At 58.9% G+C, this 22,345-nt stretch carries 24 protein-coding genes; 10 read left to right on the forward strand and 14 right to left on the reverse strand.

Annotated features, from left to right (window positions below; all coding sequences use genetic code 11):
- Positions 1 to 54: 54 nt before the first annotated feature.
- The 7 genes from F7R20_RS29630 to acs form a co-directional block, all read right to left on the reverse strand.
- Positions 55 to 1,275 carry an aspartate aminotransferase family protein gene (locus F7R20_RS29630; RefSeq protein WP_003204792.1) on the reverse strand — a complete coding sequence of 407 codons (1,221 nt, stop codon included), beginning with the start codon at positions 1,273 to 1,275 and terminating at the stop codon, positions 55 to 57.
- Between the two features lie 397 nt (positions 1,276 to 1,672).
- A complete protein-coding gene (gene argR / locus F7R20_RS29635) occupies positions 1,673 to 2,653 on the reverse strand; it encodes a transcriptional regulator ArgR (protein ID WP_003204794.1) in 981 nt (326 codons plus the stop codon).
- 113 nt (positions 2,654 to 2,766) lie between these two features.
- Positions 2,767 to 3,531, reverse strand: coding sequence for an ABC transporter ATP-binding protein (locus F7R20_RS29640; RefSeq protein ID WP_003204797.1), 765 nt, complete (start codon positions 3,529 to 3,531; stop codon positions 2,767 to 2,769).
- 56 nt (positions 3,532 to 3,587) lie between these two features.
- Positions 3,588 to 4,286, reverse strand: coding sequence for an ABC transporter permease (locus F7R20_RS29645; protein ID WP_003204798.1), 699 nt, complete (start codon positions 4,284 to 4,286; stop codon positions 3,588 to 3,590).
- On the reverse strand, positions 4,283 to 4,972 hold the full coding sequence (locus tag F7R20_RS29650; protein ID WP_003204800.1) for an ABC transporter permease: 690 nt from the start codon (positions 4,970 to 4,972) through the stop codon (positions 4,283 to 4,285). Before F7R20_RS29650 ends, F7R20_RS29645 begins: the two co-directional genes overlap by 4 nt.
- A gap of 90 nt (positions 4,973 to 5,062) precedes the next feature.
- A complete protein-coding gene (locus F7R20_RS29655; RefSeq protein WP_003204802.1) occupies positions 5,063 to 5,836 on the reverse strand; it encodes an ABC transporter substrate-binding protein in 774 nt (257 codons plus the stop codon).
- A 697-nt stretch (positions 5,837 to 6,533) separates the two neighbouring features.
- Entirely contained in the window at positions 6,534 to 8,489 is a 1,956-nt protein-coding gene (acs, locus tag F7R20_RS29665; RefSeq protein WP_003204805.1) for an acetate--CoA ligase, read from the reverse strand.
- A 418-nt stretch (positions 8,490 to 8,907) separates the two neighbouring features.
- Between acs and F7R20_RS29670 the strand changes: the two genes are divergently transcribed.
- The 4 genes from F7R20_RS29670 to F7R20_RS29685 all read left to right on the forward strand — a co-directional run bounded on the left by F7R20_RS29670 (position 8,908) and on the right by F7R20_RS29685 (position 12,112).
- Positions 8,908 to 9,171, forward strand: a complete 264-nt coding sequence (locus F7R20_RS29670; RefSeq protein ID WP_003204807.1) for a DUF2790 domain-containing protein — start codon at positions 8,908 to 8,910, stop codon at positions 9,169 to 9,171.
- A 31-nt stretch (positions 9,172 to 9,202) separates the two neighbouring features.
- Entirely contained in the window at positions 9,203 to 9,418 is a 216-nt protein-coding gene (locus F7R20_RS29675; RefSeq protein WP_003204810.1) for a hypothetical protein, read from the forward strand.
- A 489-nt stretch (positions 9,419 to 9,907) separates the two neighbouring features.
- Complete coding sequence (locus tag F7R20_RS29680; RefSeq protein WP_003204812.1) at positions 9,908 to 11,155, forward strand: ribonucleotide-diphosphate reductase subunit beta; 1,248 nt, start codon at positions 9,908 to 9,910, stop codon at positions 11,153 to 11,155.
- Positions 11,156 to 11,491: 336 nt separating this feature from the next.
- On the forward strand, positions 11,492 to 12,112 hold the full coding sequence (locus tag F7R20_RS29685; RefSeq protein ID WP_003204813.1) for a LysE family translocator: 621 nt from the start codon (positions 11,492 to 11,494) through the stop codon (positions 12,110 to 12,112).
- 60 nt (positions 12,113 to 12,172) lie between these two features.
- Here the strand turns inward: F7R20_RS29685 and F7R20_RS29690 are convergent, their stop codons facing one another.
- On the reverse strand, positions 12,173 to 13,054 hold the full coding sequence (locus tag F7R20_RS29690) for a LysR family transcriptional regulator (RefSeq protein ID WP_003204815.1): 882 nt from the start codon (positions 13,052 to 13,054) through the stop codon (positions 12,173 to 12,175).
- A gap of 340 nt (positions 13,055 to 13,394) precedes the next feature.
- Here F7R20_RS29690 and F7R20_RS29695 point away from each other — a divergent pair, with 340 nt between their 5' ends.
- Positions 13,395 to 14,387 (forward strand): hypothetical protein, encoded by a 993-nt coding sequence (locus F7R20_RS29695; protein ID WP_003204816.1) that lies wholly within the window; start codon positions 13,395 to 13,397, stop codon positions 14,385 to 14,387.
- A gap of 34 nt (positions 14,388 to 14,421) precedes the next feature.
- On the opposite strand, the gene F7R20_RS29700 is transcribed toward F7R20_RS29695, so the two are convergent.
- The 3 genes from F7R20_RS29700 to F7R20_RS29710 all read right to left on the reverse strand — a co-directional run bounded on the left by F7R20_RS29700 (position 14,422) and on the right by F7R20_RS29710 (position 16,353).
- The gene (locus F7R20_RS29700; protein WP_003204818.1) at positions 14,422 to 15,117 is read right to left on the reverse strand and encodes a DUF6933 domain-containing protein; all 696 of its coding nucleotides are present in this window, start codon (positions 15,115 to 15,117) and stop codon (positions 14,422 to 14,424) included.
- A gap of 182 nt (positions 15,118 to 15,299) precedes the next feature.
- Positions 15,300 to 15,494 (reverse strand): hypothetical protein, encoded by a 195-nt coding sequence (locus F7R20_RS32150; protein WP_306460659.1) that lies wholly within the window; start codon positions 15,492 to 15,494, stop codon positions 15,300 to 15,302.
- A gap of 43 nt (positions 15,495 to 15,537) precedes the next feature.
- The gene (locus tag F7R20_RS29710) at positions 15,538 to 16,353 is read right to left on the reverse strand and encodes a sulfite exporter TauE/SafE family protein (protein ID WP_003204821.1); all 816 of its coding nucleotides are present in this window, start codon (positions 16,351 to 16,353) and stop codon (positions 15,538 to 15,540) included.
- A gap of 112 nt (positions 16,354 to 16,465) precedes the next feature.
- Between F7R20_RS29710 and F7R20_RS29715 the strand changes: the two genes are divergently transcribed.
- Positions 16,466 to 17,242, forward strand: coding sequence for an AraC family transcriptional regulator (locus F7R20_RS29715; protein ID WP_003204824.1), 777 nt, complete (start codon positions 16,466 to 16,468; stop codon positions 17,240 to 17,242).
- An 82-nt stretch (positions 17,243 to 17,324) separates the two neighbouring features.
- Positions 17,325 to 17,642, forward strand: a complete 318-nt coding sequence (locus F7R20_RS29720; protein ID WP_003204826.1) for a helix-turn-helix domain-containing protein — start codon at positions 17,325 to 17,327, stop codon at positions 17,640 to 17,642.
- Positions 17,643 to 17,659: 17 nt separating this feature from the next.
- Here the strand turns inward: F7R20_RS29720 and F7R20_RS29725 are convergent, their stop codons facing one another.
- Positions 17,660 to 18,718 (reverse strand): MBL fold metallo-hydrolase, encoded by a 1,059-nt coding sequence (locus tag F7R20_RS29725; RefSeq protein ID WP_003204828.1) that lies wholly within the window; start codon positions 18,716 to 18,718, stop codon positions 17,660 to 17,662.
- A 191-nt stretch (positions 18,719 to 18,909) separates the two neighbouring features.
- Between F7R20_RS29725 and F7R20_RS29730 the strand changes: the two genes are divergently transcribed.
- Positions 18,910 to 19,518, forward strand: coding sequence for a TetR/AcrR family transcriptional regulator (locus F7R20_RS29730; protein WP_003204829.1), 609 nt, complete (start codon positions 18,910 to 18,912; stop codon positions 19,516 to 19,518).
- Between the two features lie 23 nt (positions 19,519 to 19,541).
- Here the strand turns inward: F7R20_RS29730 and F7R20_RS29735 are convergent, their stop codons facing one another.
- Positions 19,542 to 20,075 carry a DUF1003 domain-containing protein gene (locus F7R20_RS29735; RefSeq protein WP_003204831.1) on the reverse strand — a complete coding sequence of 178 codons (534 nt, stop codon included), beginning with the start codon at positions 20,073 to 20,075 and terminating at the stop codon, positions 19,542 to 19,544.
- Positions 20,076 to 20,168: 93 nt separating this feature from the next.
- Entirely contained in the window at positions 20,169 to 21,116 is a 948-nt protein-coding gene (locus tag F7R20_RS29740) for a LysR family transcriptional regulator (RefSeq protein ID WP_033028142.1), read from the reverse strand.
- Positions 21,117 to 21,130: 14 nt separating this feature from the next.
- On the opposite strand from F7R20_RS29740, the gene F7R20_RS29745 reads away from it, so the two are divergent.
- Together F7R20_RS29745 and F7R20_RS29750 are read left to right on the forward strand one after the other, a co-directional pair.
- The gene (locus F7R20_RS29745; protein WP_003204835.1) at positions 21,131 to 21,841 is read left to right on the forward strand and encodes a CTP synthase C-terminal region-related (seleno)protein; all 711 of its coding nucleotides are present in this window, start codon (positions 21,131 to 21,133) and stop codon (positions 21,839 to 21,841) included.
- Positions 21,838 to 22,152: an antibiotic biosynthesis monooxygenase family protein gene (locus F7R20_RS29750; RefSeq protein WP_003204837.1), complete on the forward strand. Its 315-nt coding sequence runs from the start codon at positions 21,838 to 21,840 to the stop codon at positions 22,150 to 22,152. Before F7R20_RS29745 ends, F7R20_RS29750 begins: the two co-directional genes overlap by 4 nt.
- The last annotated feature ends 193 nt before the right edge of the window (positions 22,153 to 22,345 follow it).

Consider the following 22,345-nt stretch of genomic DNA (forward strand, 5'->3'; position numbering starts at 1 on the left):
AAACCTGCACCCACATAAGTCCGGCTCCCACAATGGAGCCGGTCAAGTCTGAAATCAGGCTTGGGTCAACTTCGCCACGGCCCGCTCGAAGCGGTCCAGGCCTTCGTCGATATCGGCGTCTTCCACCACCAGGCTCGGAGCAAAGCGAATCACGTCCGGGCCGGCTTGCAGGATCATCAGGCCTTCCTGTTCGGCGGCGTTGAAGATGTCCTTGGCCTTGCCTTTCCAGGCGTCGTTCAGCACGCAGCCGATCAGCAGGCCCAGGCCACGCACTTGGGTGAACAGGCCGTACTTCTCGCCGATCTGCTCCAGGCGAGCCTTGAACTTGTGATGCTTGGCTTTGACACCCGCGAGCACTTCAGGGGTATTGACCACATCGATCACGGCTTCGGCCACCGCGCAGGCCAGCGGGTTACCGCCATAGGTGGTGCCGTGGGTGCCGACGACCAGGTGCTTGGCCAGCGCTTCGGTGGTGAGCATCGCCGCGATCGGGAAACCACCGCCCAGGCTCTTGGCGCTGGTGAGGATGTCCGGGACCACGCCGTAATGCATGTAGGCGAACAGGTGGCCGCTGCGGCCCATGCCGGTCTGCACTTCGTCGAACACCAGCAATGCGTCGTGGGCATCGCACAGGTCGCGGGCGCCTTGCAGGTAGGCCTGCTCGGCCGGCAGTACACCGCCCTCGCCCTGGATCGGCTCCAGCACCACGGCGCAGGTCTTGTCCGAAATAGCGGCTTTCAAAGCAGCCAGGTCGTTGTAAGGAACGTGGGTGATGCCAGTAATTTTAGGACCGAAGCCGTCGGAGTACTTCGACTGCCCGCCAACGTTGACGGTGAACAGGGTACGACCGTGGAAGCTATTGAGCGCGGCGATGATTTCGTATTTTTCGCTGCCGAAACGATCGAACGCGACGCGACGGGCCAGCTTGAAGGCGGCCTCGTTGGCTTCGGCGCCGGAGTTGCAGAAAAACGCGCGCTCGGCAAAGGTCGCGTTGACCAACTTATGGGCCAGGCGCAGGGCCGGCTCGTTGGTGAATACGTTGGACACGTGCCACAGCTTGTTGGCCTGTTCGGTCAGTGCACCGACCAGCGCCGGGTGGGCATGGCCCAGTACGTTGACTGCGATACCGCCAGCAAAGTCGATCAACTCACGACCGGATTGGTCCCATACGCGGGAACCGGCGCCACGCACAGGTATGAAGGCAGCAGGTGCATAGTTGGGAACCATAACCTGGTCGAAATCGGCGCGTTGTACCGCGGCTTGCTCAACGGACATCGGAGTCTCCTGATGAGGAACACCCGCCTGGAACTGGCGGGCTTGGTAAGGATTGTAAGGACAGTTTTCAGCCCGGCCTTGCCGCCAAGCGACAACTTCTTATAGCGCCAACCCACGTTTTTCGCGGGTTTACGGCAATGCGACAAATAGCGTCGCAAAGGCGCAGTTTAAACGTTGTCGCGGGATTTGAGGTGTCGGCATCTACGTGCGGCGAGGAATATATCTGTGGGAGCAAAGCTTGCTCGCGATGCAGGCACCTCGGTTCACCAAGGACCGCGTCGCCTGTATCGCGGGCAAGCCTTGCTCCCACAAGTCCAGCCCCCCCCCCCACAAGTCCTGCTCCCACAGATCTTGCTCCCACAATAAATCCCCTCGCCACAGAGAGGTTGTGCCTGCCCTACCCGCGCTCGGACGGCACCGAGGACAACTCGAACGGGCTGCTGCTGCGTCGCTGGTTGCGGTCTTCCCGCGGTGTGGCGCCGAAGAAGTTGCGGTAGGCGCTGGAGAAGTGTGGCCCTGAGGAGAAGCCGCAAGACAGGCCGATCTGGATGATGGATTTGCTGGTCTGCATCAGCATCTGCCGGGCCTTGTTCAGACGCAGCTCCAGGTAATACTGGCTGGGCACGCGATTGAGGTATTGCTTGAAGATCCGCTCCAGTTGCCGACGGGATACGCAGACATGCTGGGCGATCTCGTCGGTGGTCAGCGGCTCTTCGATGTTGGCTTCCATCAGCAGCACCGCCTGGGTGAGCTTTGGATGACTGGAGCCAAGGCGGTTCTGCAACGGGATGCGTTGACGCTCGCCACCCTCGCGAATGCGCTCGACCACCAATTCTTCCGACACCGCACCGGCCAGTTCCGCGCCGTGATCGCGGGCCAGCACCGCCAGCAACAGGTCGAGTACCGACATCCCGCCGCAAGCGCTCAGGCGATCGCGATCCCAGTCAAACAGATGGCTGGTGGCGATGACCTTGGGGAAGCGCTCGGAGAAATCGTCCTGCCAGCGCCAATGCACGGCGGCACGGTAACCGTCGAGCAACCCCAGTTGGGCCAGGGGATAGACACCGGCAGACAAACCGCCGATCACACAACCGGCACGCACCAGTTGCTTGAGGGCGCTGCTCAAGGGTGAGGCCAGCGCAGCCGGCGGCTCATCGGCCAGCAGGAACAGCTTCTGGAAACCTTCGAGCTTGCCGGCCCAAGGCTCGCCCGGCAGTTGCCAGGCGCCATCGGCCGGTGGTTCGGCCTGCAAGAACGACAGTTCGTAGACCACATCCGGATGCACCCGCTGAGCAACACGCAAGGCCTCCTCGGCCAGCGCCAGCGTCAAGGCTTTAGTGCTGGGCCAAATCAGGAAACCTATTCGATGGGCAGTCATGGCGGGCGATCCGAAGCGAAAACAGTGTTAAAGCCAAAAGCGGCTGCAACCAAATTAGACCATCTGGCGCACGGTGCGCAGCATGACCCAAATCAGGTGCGTAACGGGAGCGATTACTTGAGGCTGCCCGACAGAAATTGTTGCAAGCGCTCGGATTGCGGATTGACCAGCACTTCGCGCGGGTTGCCGCTTTCTTCGACGATGCCTTTGTGCAAGAACACCAGTTGGTTCGACACTTCACGGGCAAAGCCCATTTCGTGGGTCACCACCACCATGGTCCGGCCTTCCAGGGCCAGGGCCTGCATCACCTTGAGCACGTCACCTACCAGTTCCGGGTCCAGAGCCGAGGTCGGCTCGTCGAACAACATCACCTCCGGCTCCATCGCCAGCGCACGGGCAATCGCCACACGCTGCTGCTCGCCGCCAGACATATGGCCCGGGTAGGCATCCTTGCGATGAGCCACGCCAACCTTGTTCAGGTAGTGCTCGGCCTTCTCCCGCGCTTCAGCCTTGGACACGCCCAGCACATGCACCGGCGCTTCCATGATGTTTTCCAGCGCAGTCATGTGGGACCACAGATTGAAATGCTGGAACACCATCGACAGCCGCGAACGCATGCGCTGCAGTTGCTTGGGGTCCGCGGCCTTCAACGCGCCGTCCTTGCCGGCCACCAGCTTCAACTCTTCGTTGTTGAGCAGGATCTTGCCGGCGTGGGGCTGCTCAAGCAGGTTGATGCAACGCAGGAAAGTACTCTTGCCGGAGCCACTGGAGCCGATGATGCTGATCACATCGCCAGCGGCGGCTTTCAGGGACACGCCCTTGAGCACTTCGTGACTGCCATAGCGTTTATGCAGGTCTTGGACTTCAAGCTTGTACATGCGGTCGGTTCTCACAAAACGTCAGTCGTTGAGCAGTCGATCGGATCGATGCGTTATCAGTGCTTGCGCGGGGCCAGGTAACCCAGCCAGCGGCGCTCGGCCAGTTTGAACAGGCGCACCAGGATGAAGGTCAGGCACAGGTAGAAAACGCCGGCCGTGATGTAGGCCTCGAACGGCAAGTAGTACTGCGCGTTCACCGTGCGCGCGGCACCGGTGATGTCGATCAGGGTCACGATGGATGCCAGGCTGGTGGTCTGCAACATCATGATCACTTCGTTGCTGTATTGCGGCAGCGCCCGACGCAAGGCCGATGGCAGCAGGATCCGGCGATACAGCTTGTAGCGCGACATGCCCATGGCCTTGGCCGCTTCGATCTCACCGTTGGGCGTGGCCCGCAGGCTGCCGGCGATGATTTCGGCGGTGTAGGCGCTAGTGTTGATGGCGAACGCCAGGCAGGCGCAGAAGGTCGCGCTGGACAGCCACGGCCAGAGGAAGCTTTCACGCACGATCGCGAATTGCGCCAACCCGTAGTAGATCAGGAACAGCTGGACCAGCATCGGCGTGCCGCGGATCACGTAGGTGTAGAGCCACGCCGTCATGTTGACGACCGGCTGCTTGGACACCCGCATCAGCCCCAGGGGCAACGCCGCCAACAGACCGAAGAACAGCGACAGGGCCAACAGCTTCAGGGTGGTCAACAAGCCACTGAAATACAGCGGCAAGGCTTCATAGATGACGTTGTAGTCGAAGATCATAGATCAGCCGCCCTTACGCCTACCGAGTAGCGCTTCTCAAGGTGACGCAATGCCAGCAACGAGACGCTGGTGATCACCAGGTACATCGCCGCCACTGCGAGGAAGAAGGTGAAAGGCTCGCGCGTGGCATCTGCCGCCTGCTTGGCCTTGAACATCATGTCTTGCAGGCCCACCACCGAAATCAGCGCGGTCGCCTTGGTCAGCACCAGCCAGTTGTTGGTGAAGCCCGGGATCGCCAGGCGAATCATCTGCGGCACCAGCACCCGGAAAAACACCTGGAAGCCGTTCATGCCGTACGCCATGCCCGCCTCGGCCTGCCCCTTGGGGATCGCCATGAAGGCACCGCGGAAGGTTTCCGACAGGTAGGCACCGAAGATGAAGCCCAGGGTACCGATACCGGCCGCCAGCGGGTTCAGGTCGATGTAGTCGTCGTAACCGAGCATCGGCGCCACGCGGTTGAGCAGGTCCTGGCCGCCGTAGAAAATCAGCAGGATCAGCACCAGGTCGGGAATGCCGCGAATGACCGTGGCATACAGGTCGCCCAGCCACGCCAGCCAGCGCACCGGAGAGAGGCGCAACGCAACGCCGATCAACCCCAGGACGATGGCCAGGGCCATGGACGACAAGGCGAGCTCAAGCGTCAACCATGCGCCATCGAGGATGACAGCCCCGTAGCCTTTCAACATGATTCAGGTCCTCGAAAGTGGGATGAAAAAATGGCGCAAACCGCAGAGATCCTGTTGCTTGCGCCATTTCGCACGAGTGGCGGGACGTCGTTACTTGCCGTAGATGTCGAAAGCGAAGTATTTGTCCTGGATTTGCTTGTACTTGCCGTTCTCGCGAATGGCCGCGATCGCGCCGTTGATCTTGTCCTTCAACGCGTCGCCCTTGCGCACCGCGATGCCGACGCCGTCGCCGAAGTACTTGACGTCGGTAAAGGCCGGGCCGACGAACGCGAAGCCCTTGCCAGCATCGGTCTTGAGGAAGCCGTCATCCAACAGCGTAGCGTCTGCCACGGTGCCGTCGAGACGACCAGCGGACACGTCCAGGTAGATCTCGTTCTGCGAACCGTATGGTTTGATCTCGGCACCCAGCGGAGCCAGGACTTCACGGGCGAAACGCTCATGGATCGAACCACGCTGCACGCCGATGTTCTTGCCCTTGAGCTCGGCCAGACCGTCGCTGACCTGGGTACCGGCCTTCATCACCAGACGGGCCGGGGTGTTGTAGTACTTGTTGGTGAAATCAACCGACTTCTTGCGATCTTCGGTGATCGACATGGACGACAGGATCGCGTCGATCTTGCGGACCTTGAGCGCCGGGATCAGGCCGTCGAACTCTTGCTCGACCCACACGCACTTGACCTTCATCTCTTCGCACAGCGCATTGCCGATGTCGTAGTCGAAACCGACGATGCTGCCATCCGGAGCTTTCGAGGCGAACGGAGGGTAAGCCGCTTCGATACCAATCTTCAGGGGCTTCTCATCAGCGAAGGTCGGCAGGGACAGCACGGACAGTGCCAGGGCGCCAAGCAGCACAAGTTTCTTCATCTTGGGACTCCATCGGTAAAGGGCAAAAACGGCAGAGTGAGCAACAGCCCAATATGCGAATGGGTGAAACGAACTTTGGTGCTGCGTCCTAGGAAGCTCACGTTTTATTCAACACGAGCCACGACGAGCGAGTGATCGGCATTCTAACGACAGGCCCGAAGCCGATATTTCTTCAATGCGACAACAAATTACAGAAGCACCGAGAAAGCTGTTCGAGCGCATTGACAGCTCCGCAAATTCATGCAAGAGCAAAAGAAGGGAAACCGATCTATGCTGCAAATAGCGGGCCCATTATTCGCAAACCCTTCTAATCCGGCAAGCACAGCGTGTCGGCTTATTTTGGGAGACGCCTGGAACCGCCCTGTAATGGGGCTTGGCGTTTCACATCGCCCCGCTGTGGCGCCTTTGGTTACACATTTCGAAACACCGGTAACGCTCAGACACCTCCTACTTTGAAGGTCGATATTTATTCGCAGACCATACCAGCCGAACACAAAACACTTTGGCAGAGGGCTCATCCCGGCAGAGGTTTAGAACCAAGGCTTTGTGGGAGCAAAGCTTGCTCGCGAAACAGACGCCTCGATTTCTGCAAGACCGCATCGCCTTCATCGCGGGCAAGCCTTGCTCCCACAAAAGCCTAATAAAAAAGCCCCGCTCGGCACTGCCGGGCGGGGCTTTTCGGTTTTACGGGTTACCGTCAGGCAACGTTCATGGTCTTGTGCGTCTCGATCAGATGTGCCACCACACCCGGATCAGCCAGGGTGGAGATATCACCCAACCCGTCGTACTCCGCCGTGGCGATCTTGCGCAGGATGCGGCGCATGATCTTGCCGGAGCGGGTTTTCGGCAGCCCCGGTGCCCACTGGATCACATCCGGCGAAGCAATCGGACCGATCTCCTTGCGCACCCAGTTCTTCAGTTCCAGGCGCAGGGCCTCGCTGGTTTCTTCGCCGGCATTGAGGGTGACATAGACGTAGATGCCCTGCCCCTTGATGTCGTGCGGCACACCGACCACCGCCGCTTCGGCGACTTTCGGGTGGGCGACCATGGCGCTCTCGATCTCGGCAGTACCCATGCGGTGGCCGGACACGTTGAGCACGTCATCCACCCGACCGGTGATCCAGTAGTAGCCATCCTCGTCGCGACGCGCACCGTCACCGGTGAAGTACATGCCGCTGAAGGTTTTGAAGTAGGTGTCGACAAAGCGGTCATGGTCGCCGTACAGCGTACGCGCCTGGCCTGGCCACGAATCGAGGATCACCAGGTTGCCTTCGGCCGCGCCTTCGATCAGGTTGCCGAGGTTGTCCACCAACGCCGGCACCACGCCGAAGAACGGACGCGTGGCCGAACCTGGCTTCAACGCCGTGGCGCCTGGCAATGGGCTGATCAGCACGCCACCGGTTTCGGTCTGCCACCAGGTATCTACGATAGGGCAACGCTCCTTGCCGACATTCTTGTAGTACCAGTCCCAGGCTTCCGGGTTGATCGGCTCACCCACCGAACCCAACAGGCGCAGGCTGCTGCCGTCAGCACCTTCGACGGCGGCGGTGCCCGAGGCCATCATCGCGCGGATGGCGGTCGGCGCGGTGTAGAGAATGCTGACCTTGTGCTTGTCGATGACCTTGGCCACCCGGGTGATGTCCGGGTAGTTCGGCACGCCTTCGAACAGCAGCGTGGTCGCACCATTGGCCAGCGGGCCGTAGACGATATAGCTGTGGCCGGTGACCCAACCCACGTCGGCGGTGCACCAGTAGACCTCGCCTGGCTTGTAGTCGAACACCCGCTCATGGGTCAGCGCCGCGTACAGCAAGTAGCCGGCCGTGGTGTGCTGCACGCCCTTGGGCTTGCCGGTGGAACCGGAGGTGTAGAGGATGAACAGCGCTTCCTCGGCACCCATTTCCTTCGGCGCGCAAACGGTACCGGCCACTTTCATCAGGTCTTCGTACCAGATGTCGCGGTGCTGGTTCCACTTGATGCCGCCACCGGTGCGCTTGCACACGATGACCTTCTGGATGCTGCTGGTTTCCGGGTTGGTCAACGCGTCATCGACGTTGGCCTTGAGCGGGATCTTCTTGCCAGCGCGAACGCCTTCGTCGGCGGTGATCACCACTTTGGATTTGCAGTCGATGATCCGGCCTGCCAGCGCTTCAGGCGAGAAACCGCCGAACACCACCGAGTGAATCGCACCGATCCGGGCACAGGCCAGCATCGCGACCACGGCTTCAGGGATCATCGGCATGTAGATGGTCACCACGTCGCCGCGGTGCACGTCCTGGCCGCGCAGGGCGTTGGCAAACTTGCAGACTTCTTCATGCAGCTCGCGATAGGTGATGTTGCGACTCTCGGCAGGGTCATCGCCCTCCCAGATAATCGCAATCTGATCGCCGCGCTCGGCCAGGTGACGGTCGAGGCAGTTGTAGGAAACGTTCAGGGTGCCGTCGGCGAACCACTTGATGTCGACATGGTGATCGTCGAAGGACGTCTGCTTCACCGTGGTGAAAGGCTTGATCCAATCGAGGCGCTTGGCCTGCTCGCGCCAGAAGCCGTCCGGGTTGACGACCGACTGCTGGTACATGGCCTTGTAGGTCGCCTCGTCAGTCAGCGTATTGGCCGCAACCTCGGGACGAACGGGATACACAGAAGCCGCACTCATCTTTCTTACCTCGGTGAATAGTTGTTTTTGTATGATCCCGTTGTAGCCCGGGGCGGGCCTATAGAACCATTCGACGATGGTAGTAACAAGTCCCTACAAAATGTCGGTACTAACGTGCAATCCACCAAATCCCCTGTGGGAGCGAGCTTGCTCGCGATAGCGCCTGCCCATCCAATATCAATTCACCAGACAGCCACCGACTCCCAGTCGATTATTACCAGATCAACCAACAGTGTTTATCAAAACCGAGTCTGTTTACCCCCACCCTCACCTTCTAAAATCCACCTCGCCAACCGGCAAACACGATTAGCGCAACACAGCCCCCACGAAGGCCGTTAATCAAACTTCCAATATCAGCTCCACACGCAACCCTAAAAAGGTTGCGTGACCCCACTCGACTTCAAGAAAGGTGAATTAGATGAAAGCTTTATGGGTTCTGGTCCTCGGCAGCCTTTGCGCCACCGCGATGGCAGACGAGCTCCCGACCGATGCTGCACAGCAAAAACCGGCCATCGAGGAGTACACCTACTCCACCCACCTGGACATCGCCAAAGTCATCTCCATGAGCGAAATCCCGAACGTCTGCGAAGTGGTCCCGGCGAAGATGGAATACGACGATTCCAAGGGCCAACGCCACATCCTGCGCTACAGCGTCATGGGCAATGGCTGCTCCAACGGCTGATCAACGTCATCGAACCAGGAACAACTACCAAATGAAAAGCAGATTGATCTTCGCCCTTGCCCTGTCCGTGCTGGCCACCAATACTTTCGCCGCCGACGGTTTTGATCGCACCGGTTCCGCAGCCGCGATCAAGGGTTACGACCAGACGGATTCCGCCACGATCGCCAGTGACGATCACGCCAACACTGACCCCACCGCGGTGGCTAGCGACGGCAGCGATCACACCGGTTCGGCCCATATCGATTGATCATTACTGACATTTTCCACGGCCCGGTTTCGATCGGGCCTGGTTGTGTCTAGAACCGCTTAAACCCCTCCGCAAACACAACATGTAGTGCAAACACGCAAAAAACGCTCGTTTTTTGATCAAAAAAAACTGCAATACGATCCATGCAAAAAAAATCTTCAGCGGCCAAAGCCTTGTAAACCCTCGCTCCCATGCGGATATGCCGCCCACTACCCCTTCTGTGAGCTATTTCGTCGCAGCACGTAGGCAAAAAAGTCCTTATAATGCCGCGTTAAACGGGCCTGCAATATTCCCTTACAGGGGATCACGCCTACCTGGAGCCCACGCAGAGGCCAATCGCCTCCTCGCGTTCACAGCCGCTCCGGAATGACCCGTACATTTTTCTGTTTATTGCCTGCGTCAGCTGCTGCAACAAACGATTTTTCAAGATCCACCGCGGCCAGTAGGCCTTCATCGGGCATCTGGCCCTCACGCAGGAGACGACACGTCATGCTGAGCTGGGACGAATTCGACAAAGAAGACGGCGAAGTTGCTGTAAAAGGCGCAAACGCCGGCCACGCTTCTGAAGCCAACATGGACCGCCTCGACAGCGCCGGCGGTGCCGCTGCCCTGGAAGCCCGGGCCGTGACAGCCAGCGACTCGGCCGCGATCATTCGCGCCAAGGCCGCCCTCGACAAACTCGACGTCGCCGAAGGCCTCGCCGAACTCGAAGGCGCCTCCGCCCGTGTCGCCGTCGATGAAAAGCGCATGATCAACTGCCGCGCCGACCTCAACCAGCTCGTGCCATTCAAATACGACTGGGCCTGGCAGAAGTACCTGGACGGCTGCGCAAACCACTGGATGCCGCAAGAAGTCAACATGACCGCCGACATCGCCCTCTGGAAAAACCCGGAAGGCCTGACCGACGACGAGCGCCGCATCGTGATGCGCAACCTGGGCTTCTTCTCCACCGCCGACTCCCTGGTTGCCAACAACCTGGTCCTGGCCGTGTACCGCCTGATCACCAACCCGGAATGCCGCCAGTACATCCTGCGCCAGGCGTTCGAAGAGGCGATCCACACCCACGCTTACCAGTACTGCATCGAATCGCTGGCCATGGATGAAGGCGAGATCTTCAACATGTACCACGAGATCCCATCGGTCGCGAAAAAAGCCGCCTGGGGCCTGAAATACACCCGTTCGATCTCCGATCCGAAGTTCGAAACCGGCACCCCGGACACCGACAAAGAACTGCTGCGCAACCTGATCGCCTACTACTGCGTCCTGGAAGGCATCTTCTTCTATTGCGGCTTCACCCAGATCCTCTCCATGGGTCGCCGCAACAAAATGACCGGCGTCGCCGAGCAGTTCCAGTACATCCTGCGCGACGAATCCATGCACCTGAACTTCGGCATCGACGTGATCAACCAGATCAAAATCGAAAACCCACACTTGTGGGATGCCGAGATGAAGGAAGAAGCGACCCAGATGATCCTGCAAGGGACCCAACTGGAGATCGAATACGCCCGCGATACCATGCCTCGCGGTGTGCTGGGCATGAACGCGGCGATGATGGAGGACTACCTCAAGTTCATCGCTAACCGTCGCCTGTCGCAGATTGGCCTTAAAGAAGAGTACCCAGGGACGACTAACCCGTTCCCTTGGATGAGCGAAATCATGGACTTGAAGAAAGAGAAGAATTTCTTTGAGACTCGGGTGATTGAGTATCAGACCGGTGGGGCTTTGAGCTGGGATTGATTCGAAAGAAAAATCCTAGGCTCCACGCGTAACTAAAAACCCCGTGAAAACGGGGTTTTTTGTCTTCTACAGAACCAAACCGCGTTTAACTCCAGGATAGGCGCGCTACCTTTACCCTACGAAAAACTTAGCATTGACGCTGTGTCGCCTCGATTGGCCCTCACCCTGGCCTCTCCGAAACGTCGGTTCACCTAAAGGTAACGGGGACCGCCCTCCTCCGTACCCCGCTTCCCCCCATTTATGGGAAACCGCCTTGCGCTCTTCGCTATAACCTTAGAAGCAACTGCGAATTAGACTTGCCGGAGTTCAGTCCGCGTTGTGATTAAGGAAGACAACATGCAAGAAATTTTCAGCATCAACTGGTTGCTTTGGCTATCGACCATGGTGCCGCTGACCCTGAGTGCAGGCCCTGGCAACTTGATGGTGGCAACGTCGGGTGCGCAAAGCGGTGTGCGTCGCTCGGTGCGGTTTATCGTTGGGCTCGACATTACTTACTTCCTGATCGCCGTACTGGTCGGCTTAGGCCTTTATCACACGCTGACGAACAATCCGACGCTGGTATGGGCGCTGCAAGTGGCGGGTAGTTTCTACATCTTGTGGCTGGGTGTGCGCATGCTGCGTCGTCCACTGAAGACGCCCACCGACAAGGCCATGCACCTGCAATTTCGGGACGGCATTGTTGTACAGCTGGGCAACGTGCAAGGGATCGTGATGTTGCTGGTGATGTTTTCCACGTTCATGCCTTCTGGCGAGACCAGCAGCACTGTCGTGTTGATCCTCAGTGCGGCGCTGATTTCGCTGAACTTCTTCTCGCACGTCATCTGGGTCTCGATGGGCTCGACCGTGCAGAAACTGATCCAATCCCGTCCAAAATTGCTGATGTTTCAGAACGCTGCGTTCGGCCTGATGTTGATAGCGGTTGCTGTATGGATTTTCCTGCGCATCGGCCCGCTTTAAGGAGGCTCCCATGACCCAGCACCACGGAATTGTCGCTTTCCCCTCGCGGTAAGACGGCCGTCAGTGCATGCCGACCGCTTTGCCGTGAAACAGCTCCGTCAGATACTCCACCACTCGATCAACTCGGCTCACACCCTGGGTAGCCTGATTGCGCAGCAGCCAGATTTCCGAGCTGCGCGCACGGCGATTGGCCAACACCTGGCACAGACCGGACTGATGTCCGACATAGATGGGTAGCGCGGCAATCCCCAGATTGGCCTCGACTGCCTTGAGCTGCGCATTCAGGTTTGAAACGCGCATCCACAGCCTCTGGTCTCCGGCCATTTCGTTCAACCATTGGGCGAGCGGCATATACGACATTTCTTCGGTCCAGCCGATCAGGCTGTGGTGCTTGAGGTCGGCGGGTTCGGCCGGCAGACCGTTGGCATCGGCATAAGCCTGGGAGCAGAAAAGCCCCTGCTTCAGTGTCCCGACCCGGCGCATGGTGAAGTTACCGTTCTCCGGTCTGCGCAAGCGGATAATGATGTCGCTGTGGCTCTGTGTGAGTTTCGACGACACCGCCGAGTTGATGAAGTCGAAGCTGATCTCGGGGTGCTGATCATGAAATACCGCGAGTTGCGGAATGATCAAGTGCGTGCCCATTAGCTCCGGACAATCAATGCGCACCTGTCCCGCCATCCGATCACCCGGTTGCGACATCTGCCGCTCGATCAGTTTGAAACGCTCCTCCGTTTCCAGTGCCAATGGCAGCAACGCCCTTCCCGCTTCAGTCAGGAAGTAGCCGCTAGTCTTCTTCGAAAACAATACCGTACCGAGCGATTCCTCAAGCGCCGCGATCTTGCGCGACACCGTCGAGGTCGAAACCTTGAGCGAGATTCCGGCCTCGGTCACGTTGTTCGATTTAGCGACGAAGATAAAAACCTTCAGATCATCCCAATCCATGTTGATGACATACCCAAAAATGGAAAATCGATCTCCACCTATTTCTATTCGAAATATCTAGAGGCCACGTTATCGAGCTAAAAACCAGCATTATGATATCGATTTCCTTGAGTACGAAACTGCGGAACGGACTACCTATATCGCAACCCAGCGGGAGCAAGCCCCCTCGCCACAGGTTGATATCAGGGCGCAGGTGGGTGGCAGGCTTGATGGCGGGGTTGGTTTTGGGAATCGCGAGCAAGCTCGCTCCCACAGCTGGTTTGTGGTGTGTTGAAACTTTGGGTGCAGCCCGCCGCGTCCTTCGGTATTAATACACTTCCTCTCATGGACGCGAGCCCCGATGAAATTCGATACCGCCTACTGCCTCAGCCTCGATACCAAGCTTTCGATCTATGACGTTCGGGATCTGAATTTCGACGAGACCATGGCCTTCGATTCGGCCAAGGAGCGCTTTCAGTGCCCCAACGATGCCTGTCGGGCGGCGTTTGATGAGGACAATCGGCTGACGACGTTCAACGCCAAGAACGTCAATTACATCCGCACGCCACATTTCAAGAATCAGCCAACGACCCAGCATATCGAGGGCTGTCCTTACGTCAGTCCGAAAACACCGGGGTTGGGTGCGGAGAGTATTGAGGCGGAAACGGATGACGACCGCGAGGAGCATTTTCCGTCGGAGCTGTTGCTGACTCGGCGTCAGTACGTGCGCAAGCCGTCCGATCAGTCGAAGGACGTTGAAGCAGCGACTCGGCCTACGTCACCCACCCTATCGTCCCACGGTGATGACGCCCATTCCGCCCATGATTCGACACCCGACAAGACCAGCGTCTTCGCCCACCCGGTGGAGTGTTTTGTGTCGAACTTCGCAGATAAGGACCTGCTCAAGCGCAAGCTGTTGAAGATTGGCGAACACACCGCGCCCTATGGATCGTTCTTCAAGAAGATCGAGTATTTGCAGGACAACAAGGGCTTGATTTACTGGGGCAAGATCAAGGAGATCAAGGATTACACGCAAAGCTTTCGCATCGACTTCGAACCCAAGGTCTGGTTCAAGCAGCCGGACGAGGCGAAGAAGAAGCCCTACTCGGTCAACGTTTACCTGAGCAAGAAGCTGATCGATAACTACCGCAAGCGCAAAGCGTTCCTGCAAGAGATCAAGCATGCCGTCGACAGTGACGCGCCGTTGTATTGCTTCTTTTATGGCGTGACGCCAGAGTTGAAACAGGTGCCGAGCAAGAAGAACCCCGAAGAAACGTTCGGGGTGTTCAGTGCCAATATCGAGAATCTGGATCACTTCATTGTTCGGGAGGCGCCGGGGCTGGCCGATAAGTGACTTCGCCTAGGCTAGCCGTGGCGCTAGGCCTTCTTCATTGCGCGTCTTGAGCAAGTTGACGTTCGAACGCCCGCATCTCCCGTTTCACTTCCATGCGCCGCTCACGTGCGGCCTGGGCGGCGGACTCATCCAAACCGCCATAACGCCGCAACCAGTGGACGATCATTTCTTCGTCCGGGTAGTAATAGTCCTTATGTCCCTTACTGCTTCTCGGGGTGTCATTCATACTGCCGTCGAAGCGCCCTGCAGAGAACTCATCTGAGGGTAACGTGCCCCATTCGGCGGCACAGTCCTCAAAAATCCAGGAAATCTCGTTGAGGTGCTTTTGCGCACCACGGTGGCCACGTTTATAAAAGATGTACTCACGACAATTTTCCTGGAAGCGCTCCATCATCGGTTCGTCATCGACCCAGCGAAGAAGATCATGCTGCCCTGCGTGGCGCATCAGGCCATTGATCCATCGCTCGGAAAATCGCTGAACAAAACCTTCGACGTCCGCTTTTTTAGCACCAGCGAAAATCATGCAGTAACGGGTTTGCACGTGGATGACGAACAACACATGTTTGCGCTGCACGGTGATCACGTGCACCAGCCACTGTTCGTCGAGCTCACCTAGCTCATCGCCCTCGATAACAGGTGATGGTGGTTTCTCTACCGGGGTGACTTTCTTACCTTTGCTCACACGGCTGAAAAAGTTGCAGGCCGCTTCGGTGCAGTTGAAGATCAGCATTCAAACTCTCGGAAAATATTAGAAACGCTAGGCGTCGTCGGCCCATTCAATCTCGAAGGGTTGGCGAACAGCATCAGAGACCCTTTCACGTAATTCCTCACTCAGAATCGTCAACTCCTGATCGCTCAGCAGATCGTACGCAATCAGCAATCTCAAAGATAAAGAGATGTCTCGACGTCGACCTAGTTGAACGCCATCGCCAAGCTCTTGTCCCGATCTCGCATGAGGCCGTAGAGCGTGCGATATCGAGCGTGAGCAGATAAAGCTCCGTTCTGGGCCACCGTCTGGGCATCCGAAAGTACGCCTTGGCAGAAGCGCTCCAGCGCCAGATCGCGGAGTTCCTCGTAATGCTTCCAGTCAGCGTCAGATATCGACATGCCACCCTCCTTAACAAGATATCGAGCAACACCATGCTGCGATTTATTGTATCGATATGCCCAGCATCACAATGACCAACAATCCAATATAAACCCAGGCATGAACCCCATCCGGTATCCGCCCGATCCATGGCGTAGCTAATCGAATCCCCACTAACGAGCCTAGTGTCAAAACCGCAAACGCCTGCAGATCCACATACCCGACAAACCACTGCCCCAAATCAAACTCGGTAAACCCGGCCATGGCCATGTAAGTCAGCGTCCCGGCCACCGCAACCGGCAAACTCAACGGGTTAGCCATGGACGTCGCGCGCGACATGTTCAACCCGCAACGACGCAATAACGGCACCGTCATGACACTGCCACCCACACCCAGAAAAGTGGCGATGGCGCCGATGCTGATTCCGCCTGCCGATACCTCCGTCCTGCCCAATCGCCGTGGGATTACAGCGTCAGCCCGTGTCAGAAAACCGCGTCTGAACAAGCAGTCCAGAATGGTTACACCCAGATAAGCGATGAAGGCATAGCGAATGACTTCGCTACTCGCCCACATCGCGGCAACGGCGCCAACAATAGCGCCCAGGCCAATGAAGCCGCCCAACGGCCACACGTAGTGGCGAATGAGGTTACCGGCGCGGTGATGCTTGGCGGTGGCGATCAGCGCGTTGACGATCATCACGCAGGTCGAGGTGGCCACGGCGATGTGCATCGCCGATTGGCCGATAGGGTCGTCAGCGCCGTGGCTGGCGGTGAGCATGCGGTATAGCAAGGGCACCACGACGAATCCGCCGCCGAAGCCGAACAACACAGCGGTGACGCCAGTCATGCAGCCGAAGAGTGCCAACAAGAGGTAGGACATCGCGCAGCTTCCGTTAATTGAGAGAGGCCGACGATAGAGCGATGGGGCTTGGCCTGCTTCAGCAAGCAAGCCAATAATGTTTGCGTTTACGCCAATCGTTGGATACCGCTCGATGCGCAATGTTTCGATTGACCTGCTGGAGGACACGCCACGGCCAGTAGTGGCTATCGGCACGGATTACCCCGACGGTCATCGGTTGCCGCGCCATACCCACCGCCGTGCGCAGTTGCTCTACGGCGCCACCGGAGTCATGCAGGTCAGCACGGCAGACGGCAACTGGGTGGTGCCGCCGCAACGGGCGGTGTGGATTCCGCCCGGGGTTGCCCATGAGGTACTGATGCTGGGCGTCAGCACTCGAAGTTTGTATATCGAACCGGCCGCGGTAACGACCATGGACGCCCGTTGCCAGGTCATCAGCGTGTCGCCCCTGATGCGCCAGTTGCTGATGGAAGCCGTGGAGCTTGCGCCGGATTACGATGAGGCTGGACGCGATGGTGCACTGATCGATCTGCTGCTGCACGAACTGCTGCGCAGCGCCCATCTGCCACTGCACCTTCCACTGCCTCAAGACCCGGGCCTGCTCGGCCTGTGCCAGGCATTTCTGAAACGCCCGGACGCCCACGTCTCGCCCGCGCAATGGGCGGCGCAATTGCATATCAGCCTGCGCTCGTTCAACCGCCTGTTCAGCCAGCAAACCGGGTTAAGTTTCAGCCAATGGCGACAACAAGCCTGCGTGATGTCGGCATTGTCCCGATTGGCCGTAGGCAATTCAGTGACCCGAATCGCCCTGGACCTGGGCTACGACAGCCCTGCGGCATTCTCCACGATGTTTCGTCGCGTACTGGGTCACGCCCCGAGCGCCTGGCTGGAGAAGACCGCCGGTCATTGATCAAAAAAATGAGATTGATCGGGATTCAAAACAACTGTACAAAAACACAGTATTTTTTAATCCCATAGCTTTGGAGCCCCCCATGGCCTCTCTCGCAATCAAAACCACCCTGGAACGCATCGCTGTCTATCAATTCACCCCCGCCCACAGTGCACAGGCGCGAGCCATGCTGGGTTGGAGTGTCGAGGAGCTGTCCCGCCAATCCGGCGTCTCGGTCCAGGCCATCCGCCGCTTCGAGGCTGGCGGCGAGTTGCTCGATGTCACTCGCCTGGCCCTGGCCTTTCGCCTGGAAGCCGAGGGCCTGGTGTTCTTCCCCGGCTTCGCACCGGGGCGCGGCATGAACATCAAGGGTGCGACGCCGGACCCGATGGGGCGCTCCGATTACGCAATGATTGAATAACACCAATCCTGTGAGTGCTATGCGATACCGGCCTGGTCCTGGTACGCCGAGGGCTCCACGTCCAGCCACCAGGCGCGGCCACGTTGCGGCTGCGTCAGGGTGAATGCTTCGCCCATTTGCGGCGTGGCAATGTAAACATTGCGCTCCCAGGCCAGGGCCAGGATGCGATCGAAGGGTTCATACCAGGCATGCATCGCCAGGTCGAACGTACCGTTGTGGATCGGCAGCAGCCAACGGCCCTTGAGATCGATATGAGCCTGCAGGGTCTGCTCCGGCTGCATGTGGACGTGGGGCCAATCGACGTTATAGGCGCCGGTTTCCATCAGCGTCAGGTCAAAGGGACCATATCGCTCGCCGATGCGTTTGAAACCCTCGAAGTAGCCGGTGTCGCCGCTGAAGAAGATTCGCGTGGCGTCGTCGATCATCACCCACGAGGCCCACAAGGTGCTGTTGCTATCGAACAGGCCGCGCCCGGAAAAGTGCTGGGAGGGCGTGGCAACGAATTCGATACCGTCCACCTCGGTACCTTGCCACCAGTCCAGCTGACGCACCTTGCTGGCGTCGACCCCCCATTTGATCAGGGTGTCGCCCACGCCAAGGGGCGCCAGGAAGTGGCGTGTCTTGGCCGCCAGCTGGAGGATGGCCTGATGATCGAGGTGGTCGTAATGGTCGTGGGAAAGAATCACCGCTTCGATCGGCGGCAATTCTTCCAGGCTGATGGGCGGCTGATGAAAACGCTTAGGGCCGGCCCATTGCACAGGTGAGGCACGCTCGGAGAACACCGGGTCTGTCAGCCAGAATTTATCCCGCAGCTTGAGCAATAGGGTGGAATGGCCCAGGCGGAAGACGCTGTTGTTCGGCGCCGCCAGCAGCGCAGCGCGCGTCAGCGCTTGAACCTCGATGGCGCCCGAAGGCCGAGTGGTGCGCGGCTTGTGGAAGATCAGGTTCCAGATGATGCGCAGGGTGGTGCCAAAACCTTCCCGAGGCGTGAAGGCATGATTGCGATACTTGCCCTGTTCATGCCGGGATGCGTCATGGGCGGACGGATTGTCGGTCGAAAGAGAGGGAATGGTCATGGTGCGATAACTCCAAGGGCGTCGGCGCAATTGCGCTTCGCCGTTGTGGGACGCTGGATGGCCGTTGCATGCACGCTCAGCCGCTTGACTCTAGAAACTACACCACTCGGTGTAGTTTCTAGATTGCATGAATCCCGGGAGCAAGTAAACTGCCGAGTGTAAGTTCTCTCATCTCAACCGACGAATTGCCCATGACCGTACCGCAGCGCCTTACCGAGCGAAAACGCGAAGCCATCCTCCAGGCCGCGATTGCTGAATTCCGTAGCAGCGGTTTCGAGATCACCAGCATGGACAAGATCGCGGCGACTGCCGGCGTATCGAAGCGCACGGTGTATAACCATTTTCCGAGCAAGGAAGAATTGTTTGCCGAAATTCTGAATCGGTTATGGAACAGCATTACCGCAGAACAGGACATGCCCTACAGCCCGCAAAAGCCGCTACGGGAACAGCTTCAAACGTTGCTGCAAGCCAAACTGCATATGCTGGCGGACGAGAACTTCCTCGACCTGGCACGCATCGCCATCGCCGCAACCATTCATTCCCCGGAGCGTGCCCAGGACATGGTTTCGCGCATGGGCCAGCGTGAAGAAGGCCTGACGGCCTGGATTCGCCAAGCCCAGGCCGATGGTCGGCTGAAACCCGCGGAGCCGGCATTTGCCGCCCAGCAAATGCATGGGCTGCTCAAGACGTTCGCCTTCTGGCCGCAGGTTTCGATGGGGCAACCCAGCCTGACCCAGGATGAGCAGGCCCAGGTGATCGAATCGGCCCTCGACATGTTCCTGAGCCGTTACCAGGCTTGATCAGGAAGTCCTGGAATGTAGGGTTACTGCACCGATGGGTTGTGCACGACCTTCTGGTGCATTTCAGTGGTCAAGTTGTCGATACGCTCGGTCAATGCCTTGGTCATTTCCGTCAGGCGGGTGTTCTGCTCCAACAACTCAAGCAACTGCGCCGTATTCTGCGCGGCCTGGGCCTGGCGCTCGCTGTTGGCGATGGCCAAGGCTTCACGATGCTGAGCGTCGGCTTCCGCCTGGGCTTTGTCCCGAGCGGCCTGGCGGGTTTGCGCCAGCAAAATCAGCGGCGCGGCATAGGCCGACTGCAGGCTGAACGCCAGGTTCAGCAAAATGAACGGGTAGGCATCAAAATGAAAGACCCCCACCAGGTTCAGGCTGACCCATATCAGCACGATCAGGGTTTGCGCTCCGAGGAACATCGGCGTCCCGAAAAAACGCGCGAACGCCTCCGCTCTCAGCGCAAAGCGGTCATTGCCAAAGGTCGGCGCCAGATGCGCGTGAGGGCGATGAAAGCGCAAGTGGTCAACGGGTGCGGCGGGAGTGGGTTGGGAAGACTTCGTCATCGTGATGTTCTCTGCCAAGGGCTGGTGCTCAAGGCACTATAACCGTTGGGGGAACGTCATCCATTGAGCCATGCACACCTTGCCCGTTAAAAGTCAGCGCCAGCGCAGATTGCGCCCCAGCTCATCGAACAAGGTCACCACCGAGCGCAAGGCCCGGCAGTCGGGGCGGGTCAGGAGCCACAGAGCTGTGTCATACCCCTCCAGCGGTTCGCCAAGGGGTATCAGGCCCTGGTGTTCATCGATCAGAAAGTCCGGCAGCGCCGCCACACCCAAGCCGGTTCGCACCAGTTCGGTGACCGAGAGCATGCTGTTGCAGCGATAGGCGGGCACCACGCCGGGTAGATGCTGACGGCGCCAGGCCACGGTGGGGTGATCCGGGAGAAAATCGTCCGGCGCGATCCAAGTCATGGAAGCCAGGTCATCCGTATTCGCCGAGCGCAGGTAGGTGGCGCTGGCGCATACCCGGTAAGCCACATTGCCCAGATTTCGACCGACCAGGTGTTCCGGCGGCGTACGGGTCAGGCGTAACGCAATATCGGCATCGCGGCGGCTCAGGTTGGCGAAGTCGTTCGAGGTGCTCAGCTCAAGGGTCAACGCCGGATAAGCGGGCATGAAGCGCGCCAGCGCAGGTAGCAGCAACGCTTGCAGGACCGAGTCGCTGCACGTCAGGCGTACCGTCCCGCTGATGACCTCGCCGCCCAGCTCCACCCCCACCCGCGCCGCCTCCAAGGCCTGTTCGGCGCGCTCGGCTTGTTCGGCCAGTGCCTGGGCCAGGCCCGTGGGCAAGTACCCGGCACGGCTTTTTTCGAACAAGGGCTGGCCCAGGGCCGCCTCCAGCCGACGTACCGAACGAAACACCGTGGACACGTCCACCTGCAGCAGCCGCGCGGCCCGGGCCAGTGTGCCGCCACGGACCAGTGCGAGGATCAGGGACAGGTCGGGATAGTCCAGACGATAGTGCGCTGCTGCATTGATCACTTGGATAAACGCCAATATTGATTGCGTGAACGCCAATTTATAGTGGCGACCAGGAATCAACAAGCGGCGAGTCTCTCATGGAAAAACAGCGTCCTTTACACATCGCCCTGGTCGGCGACCACGACCCACATATCACCGCTCACCGGGCGATCCCCATCGCACTTGAGCTGACCGGCGGGAAAACCGGCCATGACATCCGCATCCAATGGCTGGCAACGCCGCTCATCACCGACAACGCAGTGCTGGAGGATTTCGACGGTATCTGGTGCGTGCCGGGCAGCCCCTACCAAAACGAAGCCGGCGCCTTGCAGGCGATTCGTTTTGCCCGCGAACAGCGTCGCCCTTTCCTGGGCACCTGCGGTGGTTTTCAACATGCTGTGCTGGAATTCGCCCGTAACGTGATGGGTTGGGCCGACGCCGCCCATGGCGAAACCGATCCCGAGGCTGAACGGGCGCTGTTGACGCCGTTGAGCTGCGCGCTGGTCGAAACCATCGACAGCCTGCAACTCGAGGCGGACTCGTTGATTGCCAAGGCCTATGGCCGCCTGATGGTATTCGAGGGCTACCATTGTCGCTTCGGGGTCAACCCGGACTTTGAAGAGGATTTGCTCAAGCAGCGCCTGCACCCCGTGGCCCGGGACTCGGCCGGAGGCCTGCGAGCGGTGGAGCTGCGGGATCATCCGTTCTATGTCGCCACGCTGTTCCAGCCAGAACGTGCCGCATTGGAAGGGTGCGTGCCGCCGCTGGTCAGCGCGTTTGTCGAAGCCTGCGCCAGGACAACGCCATGAGCGCCCACTACTACGCGGTGATTTTCACCTCCCTGCGCACCGAGGGGGACCAAGGCTACGCCGAAGCCGCCGAGCGTATGCTGGCCTTGGTTCAAGAGCAGCCGGGGTTTCTCGGTGTCGAATCGGCGCGTGGCGAAGATGGTCTGGGGATTACCGTGTCCTATTGGAGCGATGAAGCGGCGATCCTGGCCTGGAAGCAGCATCCCGAACACAGCGCGATCCGTGAGCGCGGCCGCTCCACCTGGTATACCCATTGCCATACGAGGGTGTGCAAGGTCGAACGCGACTATGCCTTCCAACACCAAACCTGATGCCAGGATACAAAACCTGATGTAGAAGCAGGATGTTCACAGATCCTGCCTTCAGCACAAATCCTCTGTGGGAGCTGAGCTTGCTCGCGATGGCGGTGGGACAGCTTGCAGCGATGTTGAATGTGCCACCCCATCGCGGGCAAGCCTTGCTCCCACATTGAATCTCGAAGGAGGGGCACAGATCCTGCCTTCA

The sequence above is a fragment of the Pseudomonas brassicacearum subsp. brassicacearum genome (assembly GCF_008801605.1).
GTDB classification, from domain to species: Bacteria; Pseudomonadota; Gammaproteobacteria; order Pseudomonadales; family Pseudomonadaceae; genus Aquipseudomonas; species Aquipseudomonas brassicacearum.

Coding starts and splice junctions, on each gene's coding strand:
- F7R20_RS29630 (WP_003204792.1), bottom strand. CDS start 1,275: ATGTCCGTTGAGCAAGCCGCGGTACAACGCGCCGATTTCGACCAGGTT.
- argR (WP_003204794.1), bottom strand. CDS start 2,653: ATGACTGCCCATCGAATAGGTTTCCTGATTTGGCCCAGCACTAAAGCC.
- F7R20_RS29640 (WP_003204797.1), bottom strand. CDS start 3,531: ATGTACAAGCTTGAAGTCCAAGACCTGCATAAACGCTATGGCAGTCAC.
- F7R20_RS29645 (WP_003204798.1), bottom strand. CDS start 4,286: ATGATCTTCGACTACAACGTCATCTATGAAGCCTTGCCGCTGTATTTC.
- F7R20_RS29650 (WP_003204800.1), bottom strand. CDS start 4,972: ATGTTGAAAGGCTACGGGGCTGTCATCCTCGATGGCGCATGGTTGACG.
- F7R20_RS29655 (WP_003204802.1), bottom strand. CDS start 5,836: ATGAAGAAACTTGTGCTGCTTGGCGCCCTGGCACTGTCCGTGCTGTCC.
- acs (WP_003204805.1), bottom strand. CDS start 8,489: ATGAGTGCGGCTTCTGTGTATCCCGTTCGTCCCGAGGTTGCGGCCAAT.
- F7R20_RS29670 (WP_003204807.1), top strand. CDS start 8,908: ATGAAAGCTTTATGGGTTCTGGTCCTCGGCAGCCTTTGCGCCACCGCG.
- F7R20_RS29675 (WP_003204810.1), top strand. CDS start 9,203: ATGAAAAGCAGATTGATCTTCGCCCTTGCCCTGTCCGTGCTGGCCACC.
- F7R20_RS29680 (WP_003204812.1), top strand. CDS start 9,908: ATGCTGAGCTGGGACGAATTCGACAAAGAAGACGGCGAAGTTGCTGTA.
- F7R20_RS29685 (WP_003204813.1), top strand. CDS start 11,492: ATGCAAGAAATTTTCAGCATCAACTGGTTGCTTTGGCTATCGACCATG.
- F7R20_RS29690 (WP_003204815.1), bottom strand. CDS start 13,054: ATGGATTGGGATGATCTGAAGGTTTTTATCTTCGTCGCTAAATCGAAC.
- F7R20_RS29695 (WP_003204816.1), top strand. CDS start 13,395: ATGAAATTCGATACCGCCTACTGCCTCAGCCTCGATACCAAGCTTTCG.
- F7R20_RS29700 (WP_003204818.1), bottom strand. CDS start 15,117: ATGCTGATCTTCAACTGCACCGAAGCGGCCTGCAACTTTTTCAGCCGT.
- F7R20_RS32150 (WP_306460659.1), bottom strand. CDS start 15,494: ATGTCGATATCTGACGCTGACTGGAAGCATTACGAGGAACTCCGCGAT.
- F7R20_RS29710 (WP_003204821.1), bottom strand. CDS start 16,353: ATGTCCTACCTCTTGTTGGCACTCTTCGGCTGCATGACTGGCGTCACC.
- F7R20_RS29715 (WP_003204824.1), top strand. CDS start 16,466: ATGCGCAATGTTTCGATTGACCTGCTGGAGGACACGCCACGGCCAGTA.
- F7R20_RS29720 (WP_003204826.1), top strand. CDS start 17,325: ATGGCCTCTCTCGCAATCAAAACCACCCTGGAACGCATCGCTGTCTAT.
- F7R20_RS29725 (WP_003204828.1), bottom strand. CDS start 18,718: ATGACCATTCCCTCTCTTTCGACCGACAATCCGTCCGCCCATGACGCA.
- F7R20_RS29730 (WP_003204829.1), top strand. CDS start 18,910: ATGACCGTACCGCAGCGCCTTACCGAGCGAAAACGCGAAGCCATCCTC.
- F7R20_RS29735 (WP_003204831.1), bottom strand. CDS start 20,075: ATGACGAAGTCTTCCCAACCCACTCCCGCCGCACCCGTTGACCACTTG.
- F7R20_RS29745 (WP_003204835.1), top strand. CDS start 21,131: ATGGAAAAACAGCGTCCTTTACACATCGCCCTGGTCGGCGACCACGAC.
- F7R20_RS29750 (WP_003204837.1), top strand. CDS start 21,838: ATGAGCGCCCACTACTACGCGGTGATTTTCACCTCCCTGCGCACCGAG.